The 22694-nt window shown below is 48.2% G+C and carries 22 protein-coding genes; 6 read left to right on the top strand and 16 right to left on the bottom strand.

Annotation, left to right across the window (positions count from 1 at the left end; genetic code table 11):
- Nucleotides 1-8: 8 nt before the first annotated feature.
- The 6 genes from N530_RS0116975 to N530_RS0116950 form a co-directional block, all read right to left on the bottom strand.
- Nucleotides 9-1397: a pyruvate dehydrogenase complex E1 component subunit beta gene (locus N530_RS0116975; protein WP_026481689.1), complete on the bottom strand. Its 1389-nt coding sequence runs from the start codon at nucleotides 1395-1397 to the stop codon at nucleotides 9-11.
- Between the two features lie 14 nt (nucleotides 1398-1411).
- On the bottom strand, nucleotides 1412-2455 hold the full coding sequence (gene pdhA, locus N530_RS0116970) for a pyruvate dehydrogenase (acetyl-transferring) E1 component subunit alpha (protein WP_026481688.1): 1044 nt from the start codon (nucleotides 2453-2455) through the stop codon (nucleotides 1412-1414).
- Between the two features lie 135 nt (nucleotides 2456-2590).
- A complete protein-coding gene (locus N530_RS0116965) occupies nucleotides 2591-2908 on the bottom strand; it encodes a septum formation initiator family protein (RefSeq protein WP_026481687.1) in 318 nt (105 codons plus the stop codon).
- 141 nt (nucleotides 2909-3049) lie between these two features.
- Nucleotides 3050-4324 carry a phosphopyruvate hydratase gene (gene eno, locus N530_RS0116960; RefSeq protein ID WP_018687895.1) on the bottom strand — a complete coding sequence of 425 codons (1275 nt, stop codon included), beginning with the start codon at nucleotides 4322-4324 and terminating at the stop codon, nucleotides 3050-3052.
- Between the two features lie 143 nt (nucleotides 4325-4467).
- On the bottom strand, nucleotides 4468-5304 hold the full coding sequence (gene kdsA / locus N530_RS0116955; RefSeq protein WP_026481686.1) for a 3-deoxy-8-phosphooctulonate synthase: 837 nt from the start codon (nucleotides 5302-5304) through the stop codon (nucleotides 4468-4470).
- Between the two features lie 15 nt (nucleotides 5305-5319).
- Nucleotides 5320-6195: a VOC family protein gene (locus tag N530_RS0116950; RefSeq protein ID WP_026481685.1), complete on the bottom strand. Its 876-nt coding sequence runs from the start codon at nucleotides 6193-6195 to the stop codon at nucleotides 5320-5322.
- A 141-nt stretch (nucleotides 6196-6336) separates the two neighbouring features.
- On the opposite strand from N530_RS0116950, the gene N530_RS0116945 reads away from it, so the two are divergent.
- Complete coding sequence (locus N530_RS0116945; protein ID WP_026481684.1) at nucleotides 6337-6762, top strand: DUF4864 domain-containing protein; 426 nt, start codon at nucleotides 6337-6339, stop codon at nucleotides 6760-6762.
- A gap of 22 nt (nucleotides 6763-6784) precedes the next feature.
- On the opposite strand, the gene tgt is transcribed toward N530_RS0116945, so the two are convergent.
- The 8 genes from tgt to gyrA all read right to left on the bottom strand — a co-directional run bounded on the left by tgt (nucleotide 6785) and on the right by gyrA (nucleotide 14856).
- Nucleotides 6785-7915, bottom strand: coding sequence for a tRNA guanosine(34) transglycosylase Tgt (tgt, locus tag N530_RS0116940; protein ID WP_026481683.1), 1131 nt, complete (start codon nucleotides 7913-7915; stop codon nucleotides 6785-6787).
- Nucleotides 7912-8970: a tRNA preQ1(34) S-adenosylmethionine ribosyltransferase-isomerase QueA gene (queA, locus tag N530_RS0116935; RefSeq protein ID WP_026481682.1), complete on the bottom strand. Its 1059-nt coding sequence runs from the start codon at nucleotides 8968-8970 to the stop codon at nucleotides 7912-7914. The genes tgt and queA overlap by 4 nt, the downstream gene beginning before the upstream one ends.
- A gap of 72 nt (nucleotides 8971-9042) precedes the next feature.
- Nucleotides 9043-9549: a peptidylprolyl isomerase gene (locus tag N530_RS0116930; RefSeq protein WP_026481681.1), complete on the bottom strand. Its 507-nt coding sequence runs from the start codon at nucleotides 9547-9549 to the stop codon at nucleotides 9043-9045.
- A 49-nt stretch (nucleotides 9550-9598) separates the two neighbouring features.
- Entirely contained in the window at nucleotides 9599-10183 is a 585-nt protein-coding gene (locus tag N530_RS0116925; protein WP_026481680.1) for a peptidylprolyl isomerase, read from the bottom strand.
- Nucleotides 10184-10196: 13 nt separating this feature from the next.
- Nucleotides 10197-10691 carry a pantetheine-phosphate adenylyltransferase gene (gene coaD / locus N530_RS0116920; RefSeq protein WP_026481679.1) on the bottom strand — a complete coding sequence of 165 codons (495 nt, stop codon included), beginning with the start codon at nucleotides 10689-10691 and terminating at the stop codon, nucleotides 10197-10199.
- Nucleotides 10692-10734: 43 nt separating this feature from the next.
- Complete coding sequence (locus N530_RS0116915; RefSeq protein WP_026481678.1) at nucleotides 10735-11142, bottom strand: hypothetical protein; 408 nt, start codon at nucleotides 11140-11142, stop codon at nucleotides 10735-10737.
- Nucleotides 11143-11392: 250 nt separating this feature from the next.
- On the bottom strand, nucleotides 11393-12019 hold the full coding sequence (locus N530_RS0116905) for a LysE family translocator (protein WP_026481677.1): 627 nt from the start codon (nucleotides 12017-12019) through the stop codon (nucleotides 11393-11395).
- A complete protein-coding gene (gene gyrA, locus N530_RS18485; protein ID WP_035267327.1) occupies nucleotides 12019-14856 on the bottom strand; it encodes a DNA gyrase subunit A in 2838 nt (945 codons plus the stop codon). Before gyrA ends, N530_RS0116905 begins: the two co-directional genes overlap by 1 nt.
- A 333-nt stretch (nucleotides 14857-15189) precedes the next feature.
- On the opposite strand from gyrA, the gene N530_RS0116895 reads away from it, so the two are divergent.
- Nucleotides 15190-15816, top strand: coding sequence for a MarC family protein (locus tag N530_RS0116895; RefSeq protein WP_026481676.1), 627 nt, complete (start codon nucleotides 15190-15192; stop codon nucleotides 15814-15816).
- Nucleotides 15817-15822: 6 nt separating this feature from the next.
- Here the strand turns inward: N530_RS0116895 and N530_RS0116890 are convergent, their stop codons facing one another.
- Both N530_RS0116890 and ssb read right to left on the bottom strand, forming a co-directional pair.
- Nucleotides 15823-16290 carry a hypothetical protein gene (locus tag N530_RS0116890; protein ID WP_247869213.1) on the bottom strand — a complete coding sequence of 156 codons (468 nt, stop codon included), beginning with the start codon at nucleotides 16288-16290 and terminating at the stop codon, nucleotides 15823-15825.
- Nucleotides 16271-16792: a single-stranded DNA-binding protein gene (gene ssb / locus N530_RS0116885; RefSeq protein WP_018687910.1), complete on the bottom strand. Its 522-nt coding sequence runs from the start codon at nucleotides 16790-16792 to the stop codon at nucleotides 16271-16273. The genes N530_RS0116890 and ssb overlap by 20 nt, the downstream gene beginning before the upstream one ends.
- Nucleotides 16793-17014: 222 nt before the next feature.
- Here ssb and uvrA point away from each other — a divergent pair, with 222 nt between their 5' ends.
- From uvrA to N530_RS0116860, 4 genes are all read left to right on the top strand, one after another.
- Nucleotides 17015-19927 carry an excinuclease ABC subunit UvrA gene (gene uvrA, locus N530_RS0116880; protein ID WP_026481674.1) on the top strand — a complete coding sequence of 971 codons (2913 nt, stop codon included), beginning with the start codon at nucleotides 17015-17017 and terminating at the stop codon, nucleotides 19925-19927.
- 260 nt (nucleotides 19928-20187) lie between these two features.
- Nucleotides 20188-20526: a P-II family nitrogen regulator gene (locus N530_RS0116870; protein WP_018687913.1), complete on the top strand. Its 339-nt coding sequence runs from the start codon at nucleotides 20188-20190 to the stop codon at nucleotides 20524-20526.
- Nucleotides 20527-20575: 49 nt separating this feature from the next.
- Complete coding sequence (gene glnA / locus N530_RS0116865) at nucleotides 20576-21982, top strand: type I glutamate--ammonia ligase (protein WP_026481673.1); 1407 nt, start codon at nucleotides 20576-20578, stop codon at nucleotides 21980-21982.
- 239 nt (nucleotides 21983-22221) lie between these two features.
- On the top strand, nucleotides 22222-22650 hold the full coding sequence (locus N530_RS0116860; RefSeq protein ID WP_026481672.1) for a peptidylprolyl isomerase: 429 nt from the start codon (nucleotides 22222-22224) through the stop codon (nucleotides 22648-22650).
- Nucleotides 22651-22694 lie beyond the last annotated feature (44 nt).

Here is a 22694-nt window from a genome sequence, read left to right as displayed (position 1 = left end):
AGACCTCCTTAACCCGCGTAAGTGACAGCTTTAACAGCATCAATGACTTCATCAACATTTGGCAATGCCAGTTTTTCAAGATTGGCCGCATAAGGCATTGGCACATCTTTACCGCAGATCGAAATGATCGGCGCATCAAGATAGTCAAATGCTTCGCGTTGCACTTTATTTGCAATGAAATCACCAACAGATGATTGTGGGAAGCCCTCTTCAACAGTCACCAAGCGGCCTGTCTTTTTAACGCTTTCCAGAATTGTCGGAATATCCATCGGACGAATTGTGCGAAGATCGATCAATTCACAATCAATGCCCTGCTCGCTCAGCGCTTCCATAGCCTTGATGGCGTAGGTCATGCCAATGCCGAAGGAAACTATTGTACAATCTTTACCCTTTTTATGAATGCGTGCCTTGCCGATTGGCAAAACAAAATCATCCATATCCGGCACATCAAATGTTTGGCCGTAAAGAACCTCGTTTTCCAAGAAGATAACAGGGTTCGGGTCGCGGATAGCCGCTTTGAGCAAACCTTTTGCATCAGCCGCCGTATAAGGCATGACAACTTTCAAGCCCGGCACATGGCTATACCAAGCAGCATAACATTGTGAGTGCTGTGCACCCACACGTGCTGCGGCACCGTTTGGACCACGAAACACCATTGGTGCGCCCATTTGGCCGCCAGACATATAGAGTGTTTTGGCAGCAGAGTTGATAATCTGGTCAATCGCCTGCATCGCAAAGTTGAATGTCATAAACTCAACAATTGGACGCAAACCTGTCATCGCTGCGCCAACGCCAACACCGGCAAAACCATGCTCTGTGATGGGTGTATCGACAACGCGGCGCGGACCAAACTCATCAAGCAAGCCCTGCGTAATTTTATACGCACCTTGATATTCGGCAACTTCTTCACCCATGACAAACACATCGTCACTGGCACGCATTTCTTCCGCCATCGCATCGCGCAAAGCAACACGAACCGTTGTTGGCACCATTTTCGTGCCTTCAGGAATATCTGGGTCAGATGCAGGTTCAACAGCGATTGGTTCGGCTGGAACAGATGCCGCTTTAGTGTCATCCTTGGCTGGCGCTGAATTGTCGTCAGATGGTTCGGATTCAGCAGATGATTTATCTGCATTAATATCGCCCGCGCTTTCGCCTTCTTCTAACAGAATGGCGATGACAGCGTTGACCTTAACGTTTTCAGTCCCTTCGGCGACAACGATTTTGCCGATAGTTCCCTCTTCAACGGCTTCCACTTCCATGGTTGCCTTGTCCGTTTCAATTTCAGCGATCACATCGCCGGGGCCGACTTTGTCGCCCTCTTTAACAGTCCATTTGGCCAGATTGCCTTCTTCCATTGTTGGAGAAAGCGCAGGCATAAGAATATCGATAGGCATGCTGGTATCTCCCCTTAAAGCAAAATGTCGGTGTAAAGTTCAGAAACATCAGGCTCGGGGCTGTTTTGCGCAAACTCTGCAGCATCCACCACGATTTCCCGAATTTCCTTATCGATGACTTTCAAATCATCTTCCGAAGCCAGTTTTTCAGCAATAATACGCTGTTTGACCTGTTCAATCGGATCTTGCTCCGAACGCATTTTCTGCACTTCGTCTTTGGTGCGGTATTTCGCAGGGTCAGACATTGAGTGACCGCGATAGCGATATGTCATCATTTCAAGAATGATTGGACCATCGCCATTGCGGCAATGATTAAGCGCATATTCCGAAGCGGATTTCACCGCACGTACATCCATGCCATCAACCTGAATGCCAGGAATACCGAAAGATACACCGCGCATTGAGAAATCAAGCTGCGCTGCATGGCGTTTTGTCGATGTACCCATCGCATAACGGTTGTTTTCAATCACATAGATTGTCGGCAACTTCCACAAAGCTGCCATATTAAAGCTCTCATAGACCTGACCTTGATTGGCCGCGCCATCACCGCAGAACGAGACAGAGACATTACCATTATCGCGGTACTTATTCGCAAACGCCAAACCTGTGCCGAGCGAAACCTGCGCGCCAACGATACCATGACCGCCGTAAAAGTTCTTTTCGCGGCTAAACATGTGCATTGAGCCGCCCTTACCGCGCGAATAACCATCGCTGCGACCTGTAAGTTCGGCCATAACGCCGCGGCTTTCCATGCCCATAGCCAACATATGACCATGATCACGGTAAGCAGTAATCATCTGATCACCGTCATTCATATTCATTTGGATGCCGGTAACAACAGCTTCTTGGCCGATATAAAGGTGACAGAAGCCGCCGATTTGACCCATACCGTACAGCTGGCCCGCTTTTTCTTCAAAGCGGCGGATCAAAAGCATATCGCGATATGCCTTTAGCTCTTCATCTTTGGAAAGTTTTGCCGGCTCAGGTGCCGGAATAGAACCAAGCAAAGCATGATCGACCGCTTTCTTAGGTGCAGATTTACGCGCGCGTGCTGCCATGAAGATCTCCCGTTACATTATTATCTGAATTAACACTAACGCAGCGCAAAGGAGTTGCAAGAGGCATTTTTGCATAACACGGACACGTTAAGTGGCTATTTTATTTGAAAAATAGTGCAATTAACTGAAATCAAGTTAATTGCTGCTATGCAGCATTATGAGTTCATTAGAACGAGTCAATCCAAGCGACCTGCGCGCCGTTTCATCAATCAAATCACGCTCCAGCGATCCATCGCTTAAAAGCTTGGTGCGCGTTTGCAATTCGCTGCGCCGTATCTCCAACGAAGCTAGCTCAACACCGAGCCTTGATATTTCAGCATCATAGCGTTCACTTGAATTAAGACCAAGTGTACCATTGACAGCATGAAATACAAAATAGCCAAGCAAACAGCACGCCAGCACTGGCACCACGACGACGCGCAGTTTTGATCTCTTATATTGTCTGGTCCACATACACACACCTGAAAGTAATAACTGATCCAGAAGGTATACGGACTTGGTTAAGCCTCACCCAAAAAACATAGCTAACAAAACGTAAAAGGCCGCGATGGAGCAAAATCCAGCGCGGCCTTTTTTAATAAGGATCAGAAGTTATTATTTCCGCAAAATTGAGCGGCCTGCATATTGCGCGTAATTGCCAAGCTCTTCTTCAATGCGAATGAGCTGGTTGTATTTCGCGAGCCGGTCTGAACGGGCAAGCGAACCGGTTTTGATTTGTCCGCAATTGGTAGCAACAGCCAAATCAGCAATGGTTGCATCTTCGGTTTCGCCTGAACGGTGAGACATAACAGCCGTATAACCAGCTTTATGCGCAAGTTCGACAGCATCCAAAGTTTCGGACAATGTGCCAATCTGGTTGACCTTGATAAGAATGGAGTTTGCAACGCCCTTCTCAATGCCAGTTTTCAAACGCTTGGTGTTGGTTACAAACAAATCATCGCCAACAAGCTGGCAAGTCGAACCGATAAGGGCAGTCAACTCAGCCCAGCCATCCCAGTCATCTTCGTCCATGCCGTCTTCAATCGAAATGATTGGGTAATCAGCCGCAAGTTTAGCAAGATATTTTGCTTGCTCAGATGGCGTGCGCGTAACACCCTCACCTTTATAAACATAATTGCCATCTTTAAAGAATTCAGACGCAGCGCAATCAAGTGCAATATACATGTCTTCGCCCGGCTTGTAGCCAGCTTCCTTGATTGAATCCATGATGAAATCAAGCGCATCAATTGCACTGGAAAGGTTCGGCGCGAAACCGCCCTCATCACCAACTGATGTGTTGTGGCCAGCAACAGATAAACGCTTTTTAAGAACGTGGAAAACTTCAGAACCCATGCGCACAGCATCTTCAAGAGATTCAGCGCCAACCGGAGAAATCATAAATTCCTGAAAATCAATTGGGTTGTCAGCATGTTCGCCGCCATTGATAATGTTCATCATTGGCACAGGCAAAATGCGAGCATTTGGGCCGCCAACATATTTATAAAGCGGCAGGCCAAGATAGTTTGCTGCGGCATGCGCAACAGCCAGCGAAACACCAAGAATAGCGTTAGCGCCAAAATTGGCTTTATTTTCTGTGCCGTCCAACTCGATCATTGTTTCATCGATTTGGCGCTGCTGTGTCGCGTCCATTCCGCCGATCGCATCAAAGATAGGACCGTTGATTGCGTCGATTGCTTTTGAAACGCCCTTGCCGCCATAACGGCTACCACCGTCACGCAATTCAACCGCTTCGTAAGCACCAGTTGAAGCACCCGATGGTACCGCTGCACGGCCAAGCGTACCGTCTTCCAGAATAACATCGACCTCCACAGTAGGATTGCCGCGGCTATCAAAAATTTGGCGGCCAATAATGTCGATAATTGCAGTCATTTTTTAATCCTTATCATACGTAAGTCATATATCTCGTCTTTGCATAAACGAGACCGTTTAAAAGTAAAATAGGCCTGCGAGCGATTTCATGCGCCTGACATAATCAAGCGAGCGGCCGCAAACCTATCGTTGCGCCTGATAAATCAGGCAGATTTCGCCAAAGCGTCAAAAGCCATTAGTTTTGCAAGCAGCGCTTTCATGTCTTTTAAGTGCATCATGTTTGGCCCATCAGATGGTGCATTATCAGGGTCTTGGTGCGTCTCTATAAAGAGCCCCGCCACGCCGACAGCCACAGCAGCCTTAGATAAATAAGGCACCATACGGCGATCCCCGCCAGAAGATGTGCCTTGCCCACCGGGCTGTTGAACCGAATGGGTTGCATCAAAAATGATCGGCGCGCCTGTTTCAGCCATGATAGGAAGCGCGCGCATATCTGACACCAGCGTATTATAGCCAAAGCTGGCGCCGCGTTCCGTCAACATGACATTCGGGTTGCCGCTATCTGTGACTTTTTTCAAAACATTCGTCATGTCCCACGGCGCAAGAAACTGACCTTTTTTGACATTAACGACCTTGCCCGTTTCAGCGGCAGCAACCAGCAGATCGGTCTGACGACACAAAAATGCTGGAATTTGCAAAACGTCACACACTTCACCAACCGGCGCACATTGTTCAGCCGTGTGAACATCGGTCAGAACTGGCAAATCAAGGCTCGTCTTAATTTCTGCAAAAACATCCATCGCCTTTTTAAGGCCAAGGCCACGCTGACCAGAAATCGATGTGCGATTTGCTTTGTCGTATGATGTTTTAAAAACAAACCCGATACCAAGCTCTGCGCAGATCTCTTTTAATGCAGATGCCATTTCCATCGCATGATCGCGACTTTCCATTTGGCATGGACCTGCGATAAGCGACAAAGGCAGCGCATTGCCGAACGAAACATTACCAGCTTTAACAACTGAATTGACTGTAGAACTCATTTTTAAATCGCCTTCTTAATTGCCTTCAAAAGCAAAAAACGCGCCCTGCCCATTGGCAGCTGGCACGATGATATAACGCCCTGAATCACGGTATTCGATATTGCCTTGTTTAAGCGCAGCAAGCAGCGCGCTTTTGTCTGCTGCAAAAACGATCCCTTCAAGACGAAGGCCGCGGTCCAATGTTTGACGCGTCGCGCCGAACATCGCTGTCAAACCTTCCGGCGTCAGCACATTAAAATTCACATTTGCCGATGTGATTTCCATCCCGAAGGAATGAGACGGCGTGTCTCGGTTTCCAATCACAGGCTGAAGAAAATATTGAAAATCTGAAGGAACAAACTCGCTTAGAATTATCTCTTTAATACCGGTAACACCATTGGCATGACTGGTCAGCGATGAGCGATCAACATTGGGGGTGTTGATACGTTCACATGTAAAGAAAGTAGCATCCGGTGCACGGTCATCTCTTGCAAAAGAAAGCTTGAACGATGCGCGCTCCTTTTTGCCATTACCGTCCACGAAATTACGACCGAAAGATAATTTTTTACCAGCTGAAATACCCAGCTTTTGAAATGTCTTATGGTCCGCATCCGCATCATTGGTTTTAAAGGCAACAGCAGAGAACCCATCTTGCCCGACACGGAAGCGATACGTTTGATCCAGCTTCGTGAATACGTTTCCTTTTGTTGCCGTCGCTTCGCAATCCTCACGCTGGGCAATGCCCAACGGTTCGAGATATGTATCATCACTAAAGAAAACACAGGCATTTTCTGTACCAAAAGGATGGCGCGCATCCGCAGCCACAGTAAAGCCAAGCGCCTGATAGCGCTCACGGCTAACCTCAAGACTTTCGACTGGTAGAACCGCATGATCAAAGAATTTTGCTGACATCGATTTTCCGCTTTCTAATGTTGATGAAGCTCTGCCCGATTTCCAAACTATCCGCAAGCGCATGCACCAATGAACTGACAATTTGAAACTAAGTTGCTCACCTGCCCGTCTATTCTATAATGATGATAGGAGGAAATGCGAATGATCAGGAATATGTTTCCAAGCGCTTTTTTCGCGCTGGCTTTATTGCTCACACCTGCCAGGGCAAATGCGCAGTCCGATAATAATGCAGCACGCGGCATAATCACCAATCAACTGGAAGCCTTCATAGCACGTGATTTTGATCTGGCTTATTCATTCGCGTCAGACAATATCAAAGGCATATTCCCGACGGTGGAACAGTTCATGGCGATGGTTGAAGGCGGCTACTTGCCCGTTTTAAGACCCGGCAATTATGCCTTTGGAAACACTGATAATTTATCCGAAGGCCGCATCAAACAAGACTTACTAATCCGCGCACCAGATGGGTCAGATTGGACCGCAATATATTACATGCAGCGACAACCTGACGGTAGCTGGAAAATCGATGCCGTTAATCTGCGCAAAGGCGCAGCTGGCATGACCTAAACATCTACTTTAAGTAAGGCACTTAAAGTGCATCAATATCACCAGCAGCCCAGCATGCTTCTGTTTCTTCTGCAAATTGCGCAAAATTGTTAGTTGATATTGCGTCTCTAATACCCGCCATAAGGTATTGATAATATGCAATATTATGCCAACTTAACAACATCATGCCGAGCATTTCATTCGAGCGGATAAGGTGATGCAAATAAGCGCGTGAATACGTGTTTGATGCTGTGCAATTTACGCCTTCATCCAAAGGCCGATTGTCTTCGGCATGACGCGCATTCTTCAAGTTCACACGGCCACGTGTTGTAAATGCCAAACCGTGACGCCCCGAGCGCGTTGGCATGACACAGTCAAACATATCAACACCGTGAGCAACCGAGCGCAGCAAATCTTGCGGCGTACCAACGCCCATCAAATAGCGCGGTTTTGTAGAAGGTAAAATCGGACAAACAACGTCGAGCATAGACAGCATAACGTCTTGCGGCTCACCAACAGCAAGGCCGCCAATCGAGTAACCTTTGAGGTCCAGATCGACCAACGCCTGTGCCGATTGCTCACGCAGTTTCACATTATCGCCGCCCTGCACAATGCCGAACATCGCTTTGCCCGGCTGGTCACCAAAGGCGACTTTACAACGTTCTGCCCAGCGCAAAGATAATTCCATCGCGCTTTTCATCGTGTCGTGATCGGCAGGCAGTGCCACACATTCATCAAGCTGCATCTGAATATCAGAACCCAAAAGCCCCTGAATTTCAATCGAGCGCTCCGGTGACATCTCGAACAATTTGCCATCCACATGGCTTTTAAACGTCACGCCCTCTTCACTCATTTTGCGCAAAGCAGACAGGCTCATCACTTGAAAGCCGCCGCTATCTGTCAGGATTGGACCATCCCATCCGATGAACTTATGCAAGCCCCCAAGCCGGTCCATACGCTCAGCGCCTGGCCGCAACATCAAATGATATGTATTGCCTAAAATAATATCAGCGCCAGCATCTTTAACCTGATTAAGATAAAGCCCTTTGACTGTTCCAACCGTACCAACCGGCATAAAGGCTGGCGTTTGAATATCGCCGCGCCCCGTATGAACCGTACCGCGCCGCGCCTTGCCATCACTATTGTGTAGCGTGAAACCAAAATTTTGTGTCATTCGTCAGAACCTTCAGGAAAAAGCAGGCTTGAATCGCCATAAGAATAAAATCGATAATCATGCGCCTTGGCATGCTCGTAAGCTGCGCGCATATTTTCATAGCCTGCAAAAGCACTCACAAGCATCATCAGGGTTGAACGCGGCAAATGAAAATTGGTCATCAAAAGATCGACAAATTTAAATTTATAGCCAGGCGTTATAAAAATATCTGTCGCACCGCGCCACGCTTCAAGTTTACCATCCGTTTTAGCCGCACTTTCAAGCAAGCGTAATGATGTTGTGCCAACGGCAACAATACGGCCACCAGCCTGTTTAACGGCATTGAGCCGCTCGGCAACATCACCAGTAATCGTGCCAATTTCTGAATGCATTTTGTGGTCTTTTGTATCATCCACTTTGACAGGTAAAAATGTCCCTGCGCCAACGTGAAGCGTTACAAATTCACGCCCGATACCAGCCTTATCCAACGTGGCAAAAAGCTCGTCGGTAAAATGCAATCCGGCGGTGGGCGCGGCCACAGCGCCATTTTCGCGCGCATAAATCGTCTGATAATCTTTTAAATCTCGGCCATCATCTTCGCGCTTTGCGGCTATATAGGGTGGAAGCGGCACATGGCCCACGGCCATGATTGCCATATCAAGCTCCGGCCCGCTGCAATTAAACACAAGGCGCACTTCACCGCCATCTAGCTTTTCAGCAATATGTGCATTCAGTTCAGAACCAAAAGTAACAAGATCGCCCACACGCAATTTTTTCGCGCCTTTGGCAAAAGCATTCCAGCTATCGGGCGCACCGCGCAAATGAAGCGTAAATCCAACCTCAGCGCCGGGCGCACCATCGCGCTCACGAATACCGTTAAGCTGCGCGGGAATGACTTTCGTGTCATTGAAAACAAGGCAGTCACCGGCCTTTAAAAACTGAACCAGTTCGCTGACTTGCGAATCTATGCGGCCCGATGGTTTGACCACAAGCAATTTTGCACTGTCACGCGGCTCAGCTGGGCGCAGCGCAATATGCTTTTCAGGAAGCTCAAAATCAAAATCATCTACGCGCATTAGGCAAGTCCAAACATGCAAAAGGCAGGCCATCACCTGAAAGCCTGCCCATTAAGCTATTATAGTAACCGCTTACAAATCAGCAGCAATTTTCGCTGTTGTAATCGAATCAGGCATTTGAACAGGTTCACCGCGTTTTAGCTGGTCAACATTGTCCATGCCTTCTGTGACTTGGCCCCAAACAGTATATTGCTTGTTCAAGAAGCTAGCATCATCAAAAACGATGAAGAACTGTGAGTTTGCAGAATTTGGGTTCTGCGCACGCGCCATAGAACAAGCACCGCGGCCGTGATTCTCGTCAGAAAATTCTTGCGCAAGATCAGGCTTGTCTGAACCACCCATGCCAGCACGGTTAGCATCAAATGATGCGCCACCCTGTTTGCCGAATTTAACATCGCCAGTTTGTGCCATAAATCCATCAATAACGCGGTGGAACACCACACCATCATATTCGCCTGCACGGGCAAGTTCTTTGATACGCGCAACATGGTTAGGCGCCAAATCAGGACGCATTTCAATAACAACTTCACCCTTTGTTGTATCAAGGATGAGTGTATTTTCTGGATCTTTATAAGCCAAATTTTATTCCTTCGTTTTGGGATATGAAAACATTCGTGACATGTCCCTATTATTTGTCGGCAGCAATCTCAACCTTGATCATGCGATCTGGGCCAGAAACTGAGCCCGATTGACCAGAACCGCGCTTGATTTCGTCCACAAACTCCATTCCGCTTTCAACTTCACCAACAACAGTGTACTCACCATTGAGAAAGTCACCATCTGCAAACATGATAAAGAACTGAGAATTAGCAGAGTTCGGATTTTGTGATCGTGCCATGCCTACAACACCGCGTTTAAAATGCGTGTCTGTGAACTCAGCATCAATATCGCCAAGTTTGGAGCCGCCAGTGCCCGCACGTTCCGCGCTATAACCATCTTCCATATCGCCGAACTGAACATCGCCCGTTTGCGCCATGAAGCCTTCAATCACGCGGTGGAAAGCCACATTGTCATACTCACCAGCGCGCGCGAGTTTTTTAATTTGCTCAACATGTTTTGGAGCAAGGTCTGGACGCAAGGCAACAACCACTTCGCCCGATTTAAGGGTGATAACCATTGTGTTTTCTGGTTCAGCGGCAAAAGCGGCAATTGTGGATGCCGCAGCAATTGTAATTGCAGCCAGTGCGCCACCAATGAATTTTCCTAAACGCATAAAAATATCCTGTTTATTTGAGTTTTTTGAGCGCCTGCAACACCGGCGCCGGTACAAATGACGACACATCGCCGCCCATGACTGCGATCTGCCGCACTAATGTGGCACTGATCGGGCGTGTCTCGACTGTTGCAGGAATAAATATTGTTTGAATATCCGGAGCGAGCTGCGTATTCATGCCTGCCATCTGCATTTCATAATCAAAATCAGAAGCATCACGCAGACCGCGCACAATGACTTGTGCATCAGCTTTTCGAGCGGCATCAACCACCAAACCGTCAAATGCAACAATTGTTATACGGTTAGGATCGAGCGCTGAATCACTTAGCGATTGTTCAATAAGGGTTTTGCGCTGATCAAAATCAAACATGCCTTTTTTAACAGCATGAACGCCAATACCAATGACAACGCGGTCAAATGAAGTGAGCGCGCCTTCCAAAACAGCCATATGGCCGTTGGTAATGGGGTCGAAGGAACCTGAATAAAAACCGATACTAAGCTTTGTCATGATTTTGATTTATCCGTATTTCAGCTGGCTTGAAAGTCGTAAATCAACCGTTTTCACACAAAACAGGATAGACGGCTTTGCCGATACGCAAGATTCCGGCTTCACCATACTCATCTTCGGTCGAAACACGCACCGTGCGCAATGAAATAAGAACAACATCAACATTATCATCGGTAAAATCGACCAGCATGCGGTTATCATCCTGAAATGCTTGCCCAACAATGATTGTTGTGCCTTCGCCATTGCGTGTGGACCATGTTCTGCCAAAAGCGGTCACCCGTGCAGATAAAACAGACAGCACATCCAAACGCCCAACATTCATTGATATTTCGCCGCTTCGTCCATCAACCGCGCGGCACTCAATATTGGCCGATGCGGACGCAGAAAAAGTAAAAATGCCTGTAAAAACAGTCAGGAAGAGAAGCTTTAGAATAGCTCGTTTCAATAACAATGATGCCTCCTCACAGGCTGAACACGCATCTGTGTACGTAAATGATGCAACTTTAAATCACATCCGGCGTTATATCAGCAAGTCAACAAATGCGCCGCACGAGCCTCCAGCAGTTGCGGCGCGCAAAACAAGTAAGAATAGGAACGCAAAATGTTCGCACTTTATACCGCTGCCTTCGCAATCGCGCTTTTAACAATCACAAGCGGCTTGTCCGCTGCTCTTTTGATGCGCCAAAAGCAATTGAAGTAATTTAAGCGCGCTTTGTTAGAGCCAACCAAATGCCAGCGCCAATAAGCGCAGTGCCTGATATGCGTTCAATCAAACGGATATTGGACTGTGTAAGCCAGCTTCCTGTTCTGCCTGCGGCCAGCGCATAAATCCCGTCACCAACGGCACCGATAATCATAAAAATACCGCCCAATATAATTGTTTGAACAGAGGCATTGCCCTCCGCGACAATAAATTGCGGAATAAATGCGCCAAAGAAGAACAGCGCTTTAGGATTTGACCAGATTACAAAAAATCCTTGCCAAAAATAGCCGTTCATTGAACGCTTCTTTGTGCGCATCTCATCAGGGTTTGCTAATGCGCCGTTTGAACGCCACATCATGATACCCAGATAGATGAGATAAGCTGCCCCGAACAGCTTCACGTAATCAAAAATCTCACCCATTACAGAGACGACAGCCTGCAAACCGAAGGCAAGTACGCCGATCATGATCGCAAGGCCAAACTGCGTGCCAGCAATATTCATAAAGCCAGCCTTAGAGCCTGACCGGAGCGAGTTGGCGATAATCACCGTAACCGTTGGGCCAGGCACGAGAACAATTGCTGCGCAGGCAAGAACAAAAGTCCAAAGCACTGCTGCATCAATCATTAGTCATCGTCTCCCGGTAAAGCTTCATCCGGCAAATCTGCATCACCTTCAACAGTACCGCCTGAACCGCCTTCAGGCAAAACCACACCCTCAATAACTTCACCGTCTTCGGCTTCATCATCAGCAGGTTCAGAGATACGTTCGACCGAAACCACACGCTCACCATCGCGCGTTTTGAAGATCGTAACGCCCTTAGTTGAACGGCTCGCAAAGCGTATTCCCTCAACCGGCACACGAATAACCTGCCCATTGTTCGACACCAGCATAATCTGGTCATCGCTATCAACAGGGAAAGTCGCAACCAATTGGCCAATCTCTTTGGTCTTGGATGTGTCGGTTGCTTTAATGCCCTTACCGCCACGTCCTGAAACACGGAAATCATAAGAAGAAGAGCGCTTACCATAACCAAATTCAGAGATGGTCAACACAAATTGTTCGCGTGCTGCAAGTTCATCCAAACGTTCAGGTGAAAGTTCAGCTGCAACTGTATTTTCTTCATCATCAGAAGTACTTACAGCCACATCTTCATCTTCTACATCCGCACGGCGAAGCGCCGCTGCATGTTTCAGATAACCAGCACGTTCCTGTGCACTTGCGTCCACATGCCCAAGAATGGACATTGAAATCACATTATCACCATTGGCAATATTCATGCCGCGCACGCCTGTCGAATTACGCCCTGCAAACACCCGAATATCGGTGACAGCAAAACGAATACATTGGCCGAGCGCGGTTGTCATAAGCACATCATCATCTTCAGAACAGGTCTGAACAGATAGAATTTCGTCGCCCGACCCTTCTTCAAATTTCATCGCAATTTTGCCGTTACGATTAACCTGAACAAAGTCAGACAATTTGTTTCGGCGCACAGTGCCGCGCGTTGTCGCGAACATAACGTCCAACTCAGCCCAGCTTTCCTCATCCTCAGGAAGCGGCATAATGGAAGTGATACGTTCATTAGCTTCAAGCGGAAGCATATTACGCAAGAATTTACCGCGTGATGTTGGCGTGCCTATCGGCAAGCGCCATACTTTTTCTTTATAGACGATGCCGCGCGACGAGAAGAACAAGATCGGCGTATGGGTATTGGCAACGAACAAACGTGTGACGAAATCTTCGTCCTTGGTTGCCATGCCGGAGCGACCTTTACCGCCACGGCGCTGTGCACGATACGTATCGAGCGGAACGCGTTTGATATATCCTTCGTGACTGAATGTGACGACCATTTCTTCACGGGCGATGAGGTCTTCATCGTCCATGTCTGGGCCGCCCTCAGCTAAAAGCGTGCGGCGCGGTGTACCAAACTCTTCTTTAACGGCAGCAAGTTCTTCCTTGACGATATCTTGAATGCGCTGACGTGAAGCCAGAATTTCAAGATATTCTTTAATTTCGACGCCAATCGTGTTCAATTCATCGGCAATCTCATCACGTCCAAGCGCAGTAAGGCGTGCAAGGCGTAATTCGAGAATGGCGCGCGCCTGCTCTTCTGAAAGGAAATAAGTTCCATCTTCATTGAGCTTATGGCGCGGGTCTGCAATCAGTTCCACCAAAGGCGCAACATCTTTTGCAGGCCAACGACGTTCCATCAATTGTTCACGCGCAGTCGCCGGATTTGGCGCAACACGAATAAGATGGATAATTTCGTCGATATTGGCCACTGCAATCGCCAAACCAACCAAGACATGGGCACGATCACGCGCTTTACGCAGCAAGAACTTGGTACGGCGCTGAACAACGACCTCGCGGAATGCTACAAATGCGCGTAGCATGTCCATAATATTCATAAGTTCTGGCTTACCGCCGTTCAGTGCAACCATATTGGCGCCGAACGAAGTCTGCAGCGGTGTATAGCGGTAAAGCTGGTTCAAAACCACTTCCGCATTAGCATCGCGCTTGATCTCAACAACCACACGGTAACCCGTACGGTCAGATTCATCGCGCAGATCAGAAATACCTTCCACGCGCTTATCGCGCACAAGGTCAGCCATTTTCTCGATCATGGTCGCTTTATTGACCTGATATGGCACCTCAGTAATGATAATTGCTTCGCGGTCGTTCGGGCGCTGTTCAATTTCAGCTTTGCCGCGCATGATAATCGAACCGCGGCCTGTCTCATAAGCAGACTGAATACCAGAACGTCCAAGCACCATAGCACCGGTCGGAAAGTCCGGCCCTGGCACATGCTGCATCATTTCCGGCAAAGTAATTGCCGGATTGTCGATCATCGCGATACAACCATCAACCAATTCGCCCAGATTGTGCGGCGGAATATTGGTCGCCATACCAACAGCAATACCGCCAGAACCATTGACCAACAGATTTGGAAAGCGCGCAGGCAAAACCTTAGGCTCTTCACGTGAGCCATCATAGTTATCTTGAAAATCGACAGTATCCTTGTCGATATCTTCAAGTAGCTCATGCGCAACCTTTTGAAGCCGCGATTCTGTGTAACGCATCGCAGCAGGTGGATCGCCGTCAATCGAACCAAAGTTACCCTGCCCATCGACAAGCGGCACACGCAAAGACCAATCCTGCGCCATACGCACGAGCGAATCGTAAATCGCACTGTCGCCATGGGGGTGAAAGTTACCCATCACGTCACCGACGATTTTCGACGATTTCACATATTTGCGGTTCCAGTGATAACCACTGTCATGCATTGCATAGAGAATACGGCGGTGGACAGGCTTCAAGCCATCGCGCACATCGGGAAGCGCACGAGACACGATTACGCTCATCGCATAATCGAGATAGGAGCGCTGCATTTCCTCTATAATAGAGATAGGTTCAATGCCGGAATTTCCGCCGTTGCCATCGATCGGTGTTTTGTCGTTCAAAACTAGCCACTTTCAATTCAGAATCAATTGAGTAAGGTTAGCCCGTTTACACCAAACATCCAAGGTTTACGGGCATTTATCCACCATTCAACACGTCATCTCGCACGATGGATGACAGTCACGCTGCTTAAATGCTCTTTCTAAAGCAATGTTGGACCAAACTCGCGGTTAAACAGCAGGTAAATGGCTCTATCGCCGACCTTATCAAACAATCTGATGCCGGATTATTTAGACGATTTTGCTTGAGCGGTAGAATTTCACCAGATTTGTCGATACACATAGCTGTCGACTATAAATTCGACGCATCAAGATTCCGCTGACTATAGGCCCGCTATGAACTTAGACCTAATTGTAAATGCTGTCGTGACATTGCTTGTTACGATCGACCCAGCAGGCCTAGCGCCCTTATTTCTAGCTGTAACAGGCGGCATGGACACCGCACAGCGCAAACAAGTGGCCATGCGCGCATGTCTTATGGGGTTTGGCATATTGGTTGTATTTGTCGTTGCTGGATCTGGCATTCTAACACTTTTCGGCATTACGCTTCCTGCATTCCGCGTCGCTGGCGGTCTGCTGCTGTTCTGGATTGCGTTTGAAATGATTTTCGAGAAACGACAGGAACGGCATGAAGAAACCGCTCAAAAGGCGATTACGGCCGATCAGGTGCGCTCTGTTGCCGTGTTTCCGCTTGCTATTCCGCTTCTGGCAGGACCGGGTGCAATTTCAGCTGGCATTCTATTATCGAACGATTTTTCCTCACCCGCCTTACGCGCAGGCCTTATTTTAATTATCGGCCTGATAATTCTTGTGACCTATTTCGTTTTTCTTGTGGCGGAAAAGGTAGACAAATTGCTTGGTGAAACAGGCCGCTCGGTACTCACACGCCTTTTGGGGGTGATCCTGTCTGCGCTAGCAGTACAGTTTGTTGCCGATGGCATTAAAGCGATTGTGGCAAGCTAAACAGCCCTATCGCTTCAACTCATAAGTGAGAGCATCGCTGCCCCAGCCATGAACCTTATCATGTGCTTTGACAGTGACGACATTAATAGCCTCATCAATGAGGATACCGCTCTTTGAGCGTGTAAATGGCTGTTCATTATCATGGGGATGCGCAAGCACACGCTCGCCAAGCATCGTTCCATCTGGTGCAAACACCGCCCATTTATCGGCGTAATGATCCCATCCGGCATCATCATGTTTGACAGTCACACTAAATCGCCAAGATTTATCTGAGCTTTGTGATGCATCAACACCAACAATATCGGCCTGCCCAGCAATCGCTTGCCCCGCGAGTAATATTAATCCCAGCGCAGCAAGAGCGACACCGACGACCAAATCACGCGAGTGCAAACCGGCATCGCGCGGAAGAGAAAACCCTCCCGCGCGCACGTCAATTTCATTTCTAGGTTTGATTCTAGAACGGAATTTCGTCATCCATATCCCTAGAAAAATCGCCGCCGCCAGATGATTGGCCGCCTTGGTTGCCACCCTGATTGCCGCCGCCATAGCCGCTATCATTCGAAACATTACGCTGTTGGCCGCCACCTGATTGACCGCCTTGGTAACCGCCGCCATCACGCTCATTGCGCCCGTCAAGCATTTGCAACTCGCCGCGATAACGCTGAAGCACAATCTCGGTCGTGTATTTATCTTGACCGTTTTGATCCTGCCATTTGCGGGTTTGCAAAGCGCCTTCAAGATAAACCTTCGCGCCTTTTTTCAAATATTGCTCGGCAACTTTTGCCAGCTGATCATTGAAAATGACGACACGGTGCCATTCGGTGCGCTCTTTACGCTCACCAGAAGCCTTATCACGCCATGATTCAGACGTTGCCACCGAAAGGTTGACCACAGGGTCACCACTCGACATGCGTTTAACATCTGGATCAGCGCCCAGATTTCCAACCAAAATAACTTTATTCACGCTGCCTGCCATTGCAGAAACTCCTACTCGAATTCTTTCTAAACACACTAAAGCATCGAATAGATGCAAAACAGTGACATGTAATCTGTCCACAGACTTTCATACGTTCTATTTTTGTTCTATTGAAGCGAAGCGAATCTGTCAAGATTCACTTCATCGACCTCGACACGCCAGCAATACGGCCTACATGGTGGGTGAATTCGACTTCATCGAAGCAACAACAGCGATTATAAGATGGCCGACAGCAAATATATTTCCGTACGTGGTGCACGCGAGCACAATCTCAAAAATATCGACGTTGATTTACCCCGTGATAAATTGATCGTCATCACCGGCCTTTCAGGCTCCGGCAAATCATCACTCGCTTTTGATACAATCTATGCAGAAGGCCAACGCCGCTATGTAGAGAGTTTGTCCGCTTATGCGCGCCAGTTCTTGGAGATGATGCAAAAGCCGGATGTTGATCAAATTGATGGATTGTCGCCTGCAATTTCCATTGAGCAAAAAACAACATCGAAAAACCCGCGCTCAACGGTTGGCACGGTGACAGAGATTTATGACTATATGCGCTTGCTGTTTGCGCGTGTTGGCATTCCTTATTCTCCTGCAACCGGATTACCGATTGAAAGCCAAACCGTTAGTCAAATGGTTGATCGGGTTTTGGCGCTCGAAGAAGACACAAGGCTCTTTATACTTGCGCCTATCGTTCGCGGCCGCAAAGGCGAGTATAAGAAGGAACTCGCAGAGCTGATGAAAAAAGGCTATCAGCGCGTCAAAATCGATGGCGAATTCTATGAATTAGCTGACGCCCCTACCCTTGATAAGAAATATAAGCACGACATTGATGTTGTTGTTGATCGCATCGTTGTGCGCGAAGACATGCAGTCACGACTGGCCGATTCTTTGGAGCAGTGCCTTAGCCTGACAGAAGGCATGGCAATTGCAGAATTTGCCGACAAACCGCTTCCTGATAGCGAAACGAAAAAAGAAGCCAAAAACAAATCCGCAAACGACACCCATGAACGGCTGGTTTTCTCCGAAAAATTCGCCTGCCCTGTGTCTGGCTTTACAATACCGGAAATCGAGCCGCGCTTATTTTCGTTCAACAACCCCTTTGGCGCTTGTTCGCATTGTGACGGTTTGGGCACCGAACAAGGTGTTGATCCGGGCATGGTTGTGCCCAATTCAAGCCTAAGCTTGCACAAGGGCGCGATTGCCCCTTGGTCAAAATCCACAAATCCTTCACCTTATTACGCACAAACATTGCAAGCGGTCGGCAAATTATACGGCTTTAAAATGAACGATGTGTGGGATGATTTATCCCAAGAAAGCAAAGATGCTGTGCTCTACGGCACTGGCACACAAAATATTGACTTTGCTTATGATGACGGGCTGCGCACTTACAAAACCCGCAAACCATTTGAAGGCGTGATACCAAGCTTGGAACGCCGCTGGCGCGAAACAGATTCTGCATGGATGCGCGAAGAAATTGAACGCTACATGTCGCGCAATCCTTGCTCTCATTGTAATGGCTACCGGCTTAAGGAAGAAGCTCTTTCGGTCAAAATCAATAAGCTGCACATTAGCCAAGTCGCTGAAATGTCAATTCGCGCGGCCAATGATTGGTTCGGCGAACTTCCCAATAACCTGACCGACAAACAAATGGAGATTGCTGGCCGAATTTTGAAAGAAATTCGTGACCGCTTGAAGTTTCTTGTCGATGTTGGACTTGATTATTTAACGCTATCGCGTGGCTCTGGGTCGCTTTCAGGCGGCGAAAGTCAGCGTATTCGCCTTGCCTCTCAAATTGGTTCGGGCCTTACCGGTGTTCTTTATGTTCTTGATGAACCATCCATTGGCCTGCACCAGCGTGATAATGCGCGCTTGCTTGAAACTTTGCGCCACCTGCGTGACCTCGGCAACACAGTTATTGTCGTTGAACATGACGAAGACGCAGTCCTAACGGCTGACTATGTGCTGGATATTGGTCCTGCGGCCGGCATTCACGGCGGCGAAGTGATCGCCAGCGGTACGCCCAAGCAAATTATGAAGAATAAGAAATCGCTTACCGGCAAATATTTGACCGGTGAGCTGAGCATTCCAATGCGCGACGAGCGGCGTAAAATTGACAAAAAGCGCGGCATTAAAGTCATCGGCGCCAAAGGCAACAATCTAAAGAATGTGACAGCAACATTGCCGCTCGGCGTGTTTTCCGCTGTTACCGGTGTATCTGGCGGCGGCAAATCCACATTTCTAATCGAAACACTCTACAAAGCTGCCGCACGGCGCATCAATGGCGCACGCGATGTACCTGCCGAACATGACCGCATTGAAGGTTTTGAACATATCGACAAGGTCATTGATATTGACCAATCGCCGATTGGCCGGACACCGCGCTCAAACCCAGCAACCTATACAGGCGCATTCACACCGATCCGCGAATGGTTTGCACAATTGCCGGAATCAAAAGTGCGCGGCTATCAGCCGGGCCGCTTCTCCTTCAATGTAAAGGGCGGCCGATGTGAAGCCTGTCAGGGCGACGGCGTCATCAAAATCGAAATGCATTTTTTGCCCGATGTTTATGTGACATGTGATGTGTGCCACGGCAAACGCTATAACCGCGAAACATTAGAGGTCGAATTCAAAGGAAAATCAATTTCCGACGTTTTGGATATGACTGTTGATGAAAGTGTCGATTTCTTTGCCGCCGTTCCAGCTGTGCGCGACAAAATGGAAACCTTGCGCCGTGTTGGCTTGGGCTATGTAAAAGTCGGTCAGCAAGCAACCACCCTATCGGGCGGTGAAGCGCAGCGCATTAAACTGGCTAAAGAATTGTCACGCCGCGCTACAGGCCGAACGCTCTATATTTTGGATGAGCCGACAACGGGGCTGCATTTCCATGACATCGCTAAACTGCTCGAAGTTTTGCATGAGCTGGTTGATAGCGGCAACACGATGGTGGTTATTGAGCACAATCTCGAAGTTATAAAAACAGCGGACTGGGTTATCGACCTTGGCCCTGAAGGCGGCGATGGCGGCGGCGAAATCGTTGCAGAAGGAACGCCGGAACATATCGCAACCGTTGAACGCTCTTACACGGGGCACTTCTTGAAAGAACTTCTTGAACGCCGCCCCTTGAAAAAATAACCGCCACGCAATTTTAATAAGCAGATTGAACCTCAAGCTCAAAATGCTCTACTGCCTATAAAATAAGCCATTGCACATTTTATAGGCAGCAAGCACAAAGTTTAAGCGCACAGATAAATTGACAGTTTGCCAAGAGCCTTCGCGCAGCCTAAAAAGCCGCCTATGATGCAATAATGAGGCACAATATTCATCTCAGCCAAAAATTCAAACTGGCACGCACCTTGCATAGCACGCGACAACATCTATCGGAGGTCACCTGAATGAAAAAGATCGAAGCGATCATTAAGCCGTTCAAACTTGATGAAGTCAAAGAAGCACTACAGGAAGTTGGCCTACAGGGAATTACAGTAACCGAGGCAAAAGGCTTCGGTCGCCAAAAGGGCCACACTGAATTGTACCGCGGCGCAGAATATGTCGTGGACTTCCTGCCGAAAGTTAAAATCGAAGTTGTGGTAACGTCTGAAACAGTCGATGCCGCAATAGAAGCGATCCGCAATGCGGCGCAAACAGGTCGCATTGGCGATGGCAAAATCTTTGTCTCGCCAATCGAAGAGGTCGTGCGCATCCGCACGGGAGAAACCGGCGCAGACGCTGTTTAACGTCTGTTGTTAAAACGAGCCAACTTAAAATGAGAAGGAAGGCCAATAAATGAGCGCTAATGATATTCTGAAGCAGATTAAAGACAACGACATAAAGTTCGTTGACCTGCGCTTCACAGATCCACGCGGTAAATTGCAGCACGTAACAATTGATGTTGCTGTTGTTGATGAAGACATGTTCTCAGACGGCGTTATGTTCGACGGCTCGTCAATCGGCGGCTGGAAAGCCATCAATGAATCAGACATGGTTTTGATGCCTGACGTATCTTCAGCCCATATGGACCCGTTCTACGCGCAGTCCACAATGGTTATTATCTGTGACATCTTGGATCCGGTTTCTGGCGAAGGCTACAACCGTGACCCACGCATGACAGCAAAACGCGCAGAGGCTTATGTTAAGTCTGGCGGTTTCGGTGACACAGCTTATTTCGGCCCTGAGCCAGAATTTTTCATCTTTGATGATGTTCGCTACAACACAGATCCATACAACACAGGCTTCTCGCTTGACTCGTCTGAACTGCCTTCAAACACAGGCACAGAATACGAAACAGGCAATATGGGCCACCGCCCAACAAACAAAGGCGGTTACTTCCCAGTAAACCCAGTCGACAGCTGTCAGGACATGCGTTCTGAAATGCTTACAGTTATGGCTGAAATGGGTATTGCGACTGAAAAGCATCACCATGAAGTTGCAGCTGCTCAGCACGAACTTTCTATGATCTTTAACACGCTGGTTGCTAAAGCCGACGAAACACAGATCTACAAATATGTTGTTCAGAACGTAGCGCACGCTTACGGCAAAACAGCAACATTTATGCCAAAACCTGTCTTTGGCGACAACGGCACAGGCATGCACGTTCACCAGTCAATCTGGAGAGACGGCAAGCCATTATTTGCTGGCGACGAATATGCTGGCCTATCTGAAGCTTGCTTGTTCTACATCGGCGGCATCATCAAACATGCTAAATCGTTGAACGCTTTCACAAACCCATCAACCAACTCATATAAGCGTTTGGTTCCAGGTTATGAAGCACCGGTTCTTCTTGCATATTCTGCACGTAACCGTTCAGCATCTTGCCGTATTCCGTTCACACCATCACCAAAAGGCAAGCGTATGGAAGTACGTTTCCCTGACCCAATGGCGAACCCATATTTGTCATTCGCAGCGATGTTGATGGCCGGCCTTGATGGTATCAAAAACAAAATTCACCCAGGTGAACCAATGGACAAAGATCTATACGATCTTCCTGCGGAAGAACTGGCGTCAATTCCAACAGTTTGTACTTCACTACGTGAAGCACTGGATTCTTTGGATAAAGACCGTGAATATTTGAAAGCTGGCGGCGTATTCGACGACGATCAGATCGATGCTTACATCGCGCTTAAGAGAGAAGAGAACCTTCGTTACGAACAAACACCGCACCCGGTAGAGTTCGACATGTACTACTCGCTCTAATTTTAGCGATTTCTTAAGTGAAACCGGCAACCAGCAATGGTTGCCGGTTTTTTTATGCCTTTAAAAAGCCCGCACAAGGCAGCGCATTGGGCATTGTAAGGTGCACAAGCACGATAAGCTGGGCTTCAAACCTTTACATCACGCTCTTGGTTATTATGTTAAGGGAACATCCCGCCGCATGGCGGATTATCCAATGGGTGAGTACGCTCCCCAGAACTTTATCCCGAGAAGCATTTATTATGGCAGAAGCAGAACACGGCAGCACCGTACACATCCACTATACGGGTAAATTTCCAGACGGCACTGTCTTCGACAGCTCTGAAAATCGCGACCCGCTCACTTTCGAATTAGGTTCAGGACAAGTTATCCCTGGCTTAGACAAAGCGATGCGCGGCATGGAAGTTGGCACGAAGAAAACAATCGAAATTCCAGCAGCCGAAGCATATGGCCCGCACCACCCTGAAGGCGTGCAAAAGGTCGAGCGCAGCCAGTTGCCACCAGAAATTCAAACCGAAGTCGGTTTGCAGCTTCAAGCAACAGGCCAAGATGGACAAGCCATCAACCTGACTATCATTGAAGTTGATGAAACGACTGTAACAATGGATGCAAACCATCCATTGGCAGGTAAAGACCTTGTCTTTGATGTTGAGCTTGTCTCCGTCACATAAACGATTAGAACTCGGCGGTAGAAATACCGCCGTTTTCACATGAT

Source organism: Ahrensia sp. 13_GOM-1096m, assembly GCF_000620605.1.
Classification (GTDB): Bacteria; Pseudomonadota; Alphaproteobacteria; order Rhizobiales; family Rhizobiaceae; genus Ahrensia; species Ahrensia kielensis.
Note: the sequence above shows the minus strand (reverse complement) of the source record. Positions and strands in the feature narration are given on the sequence as shown.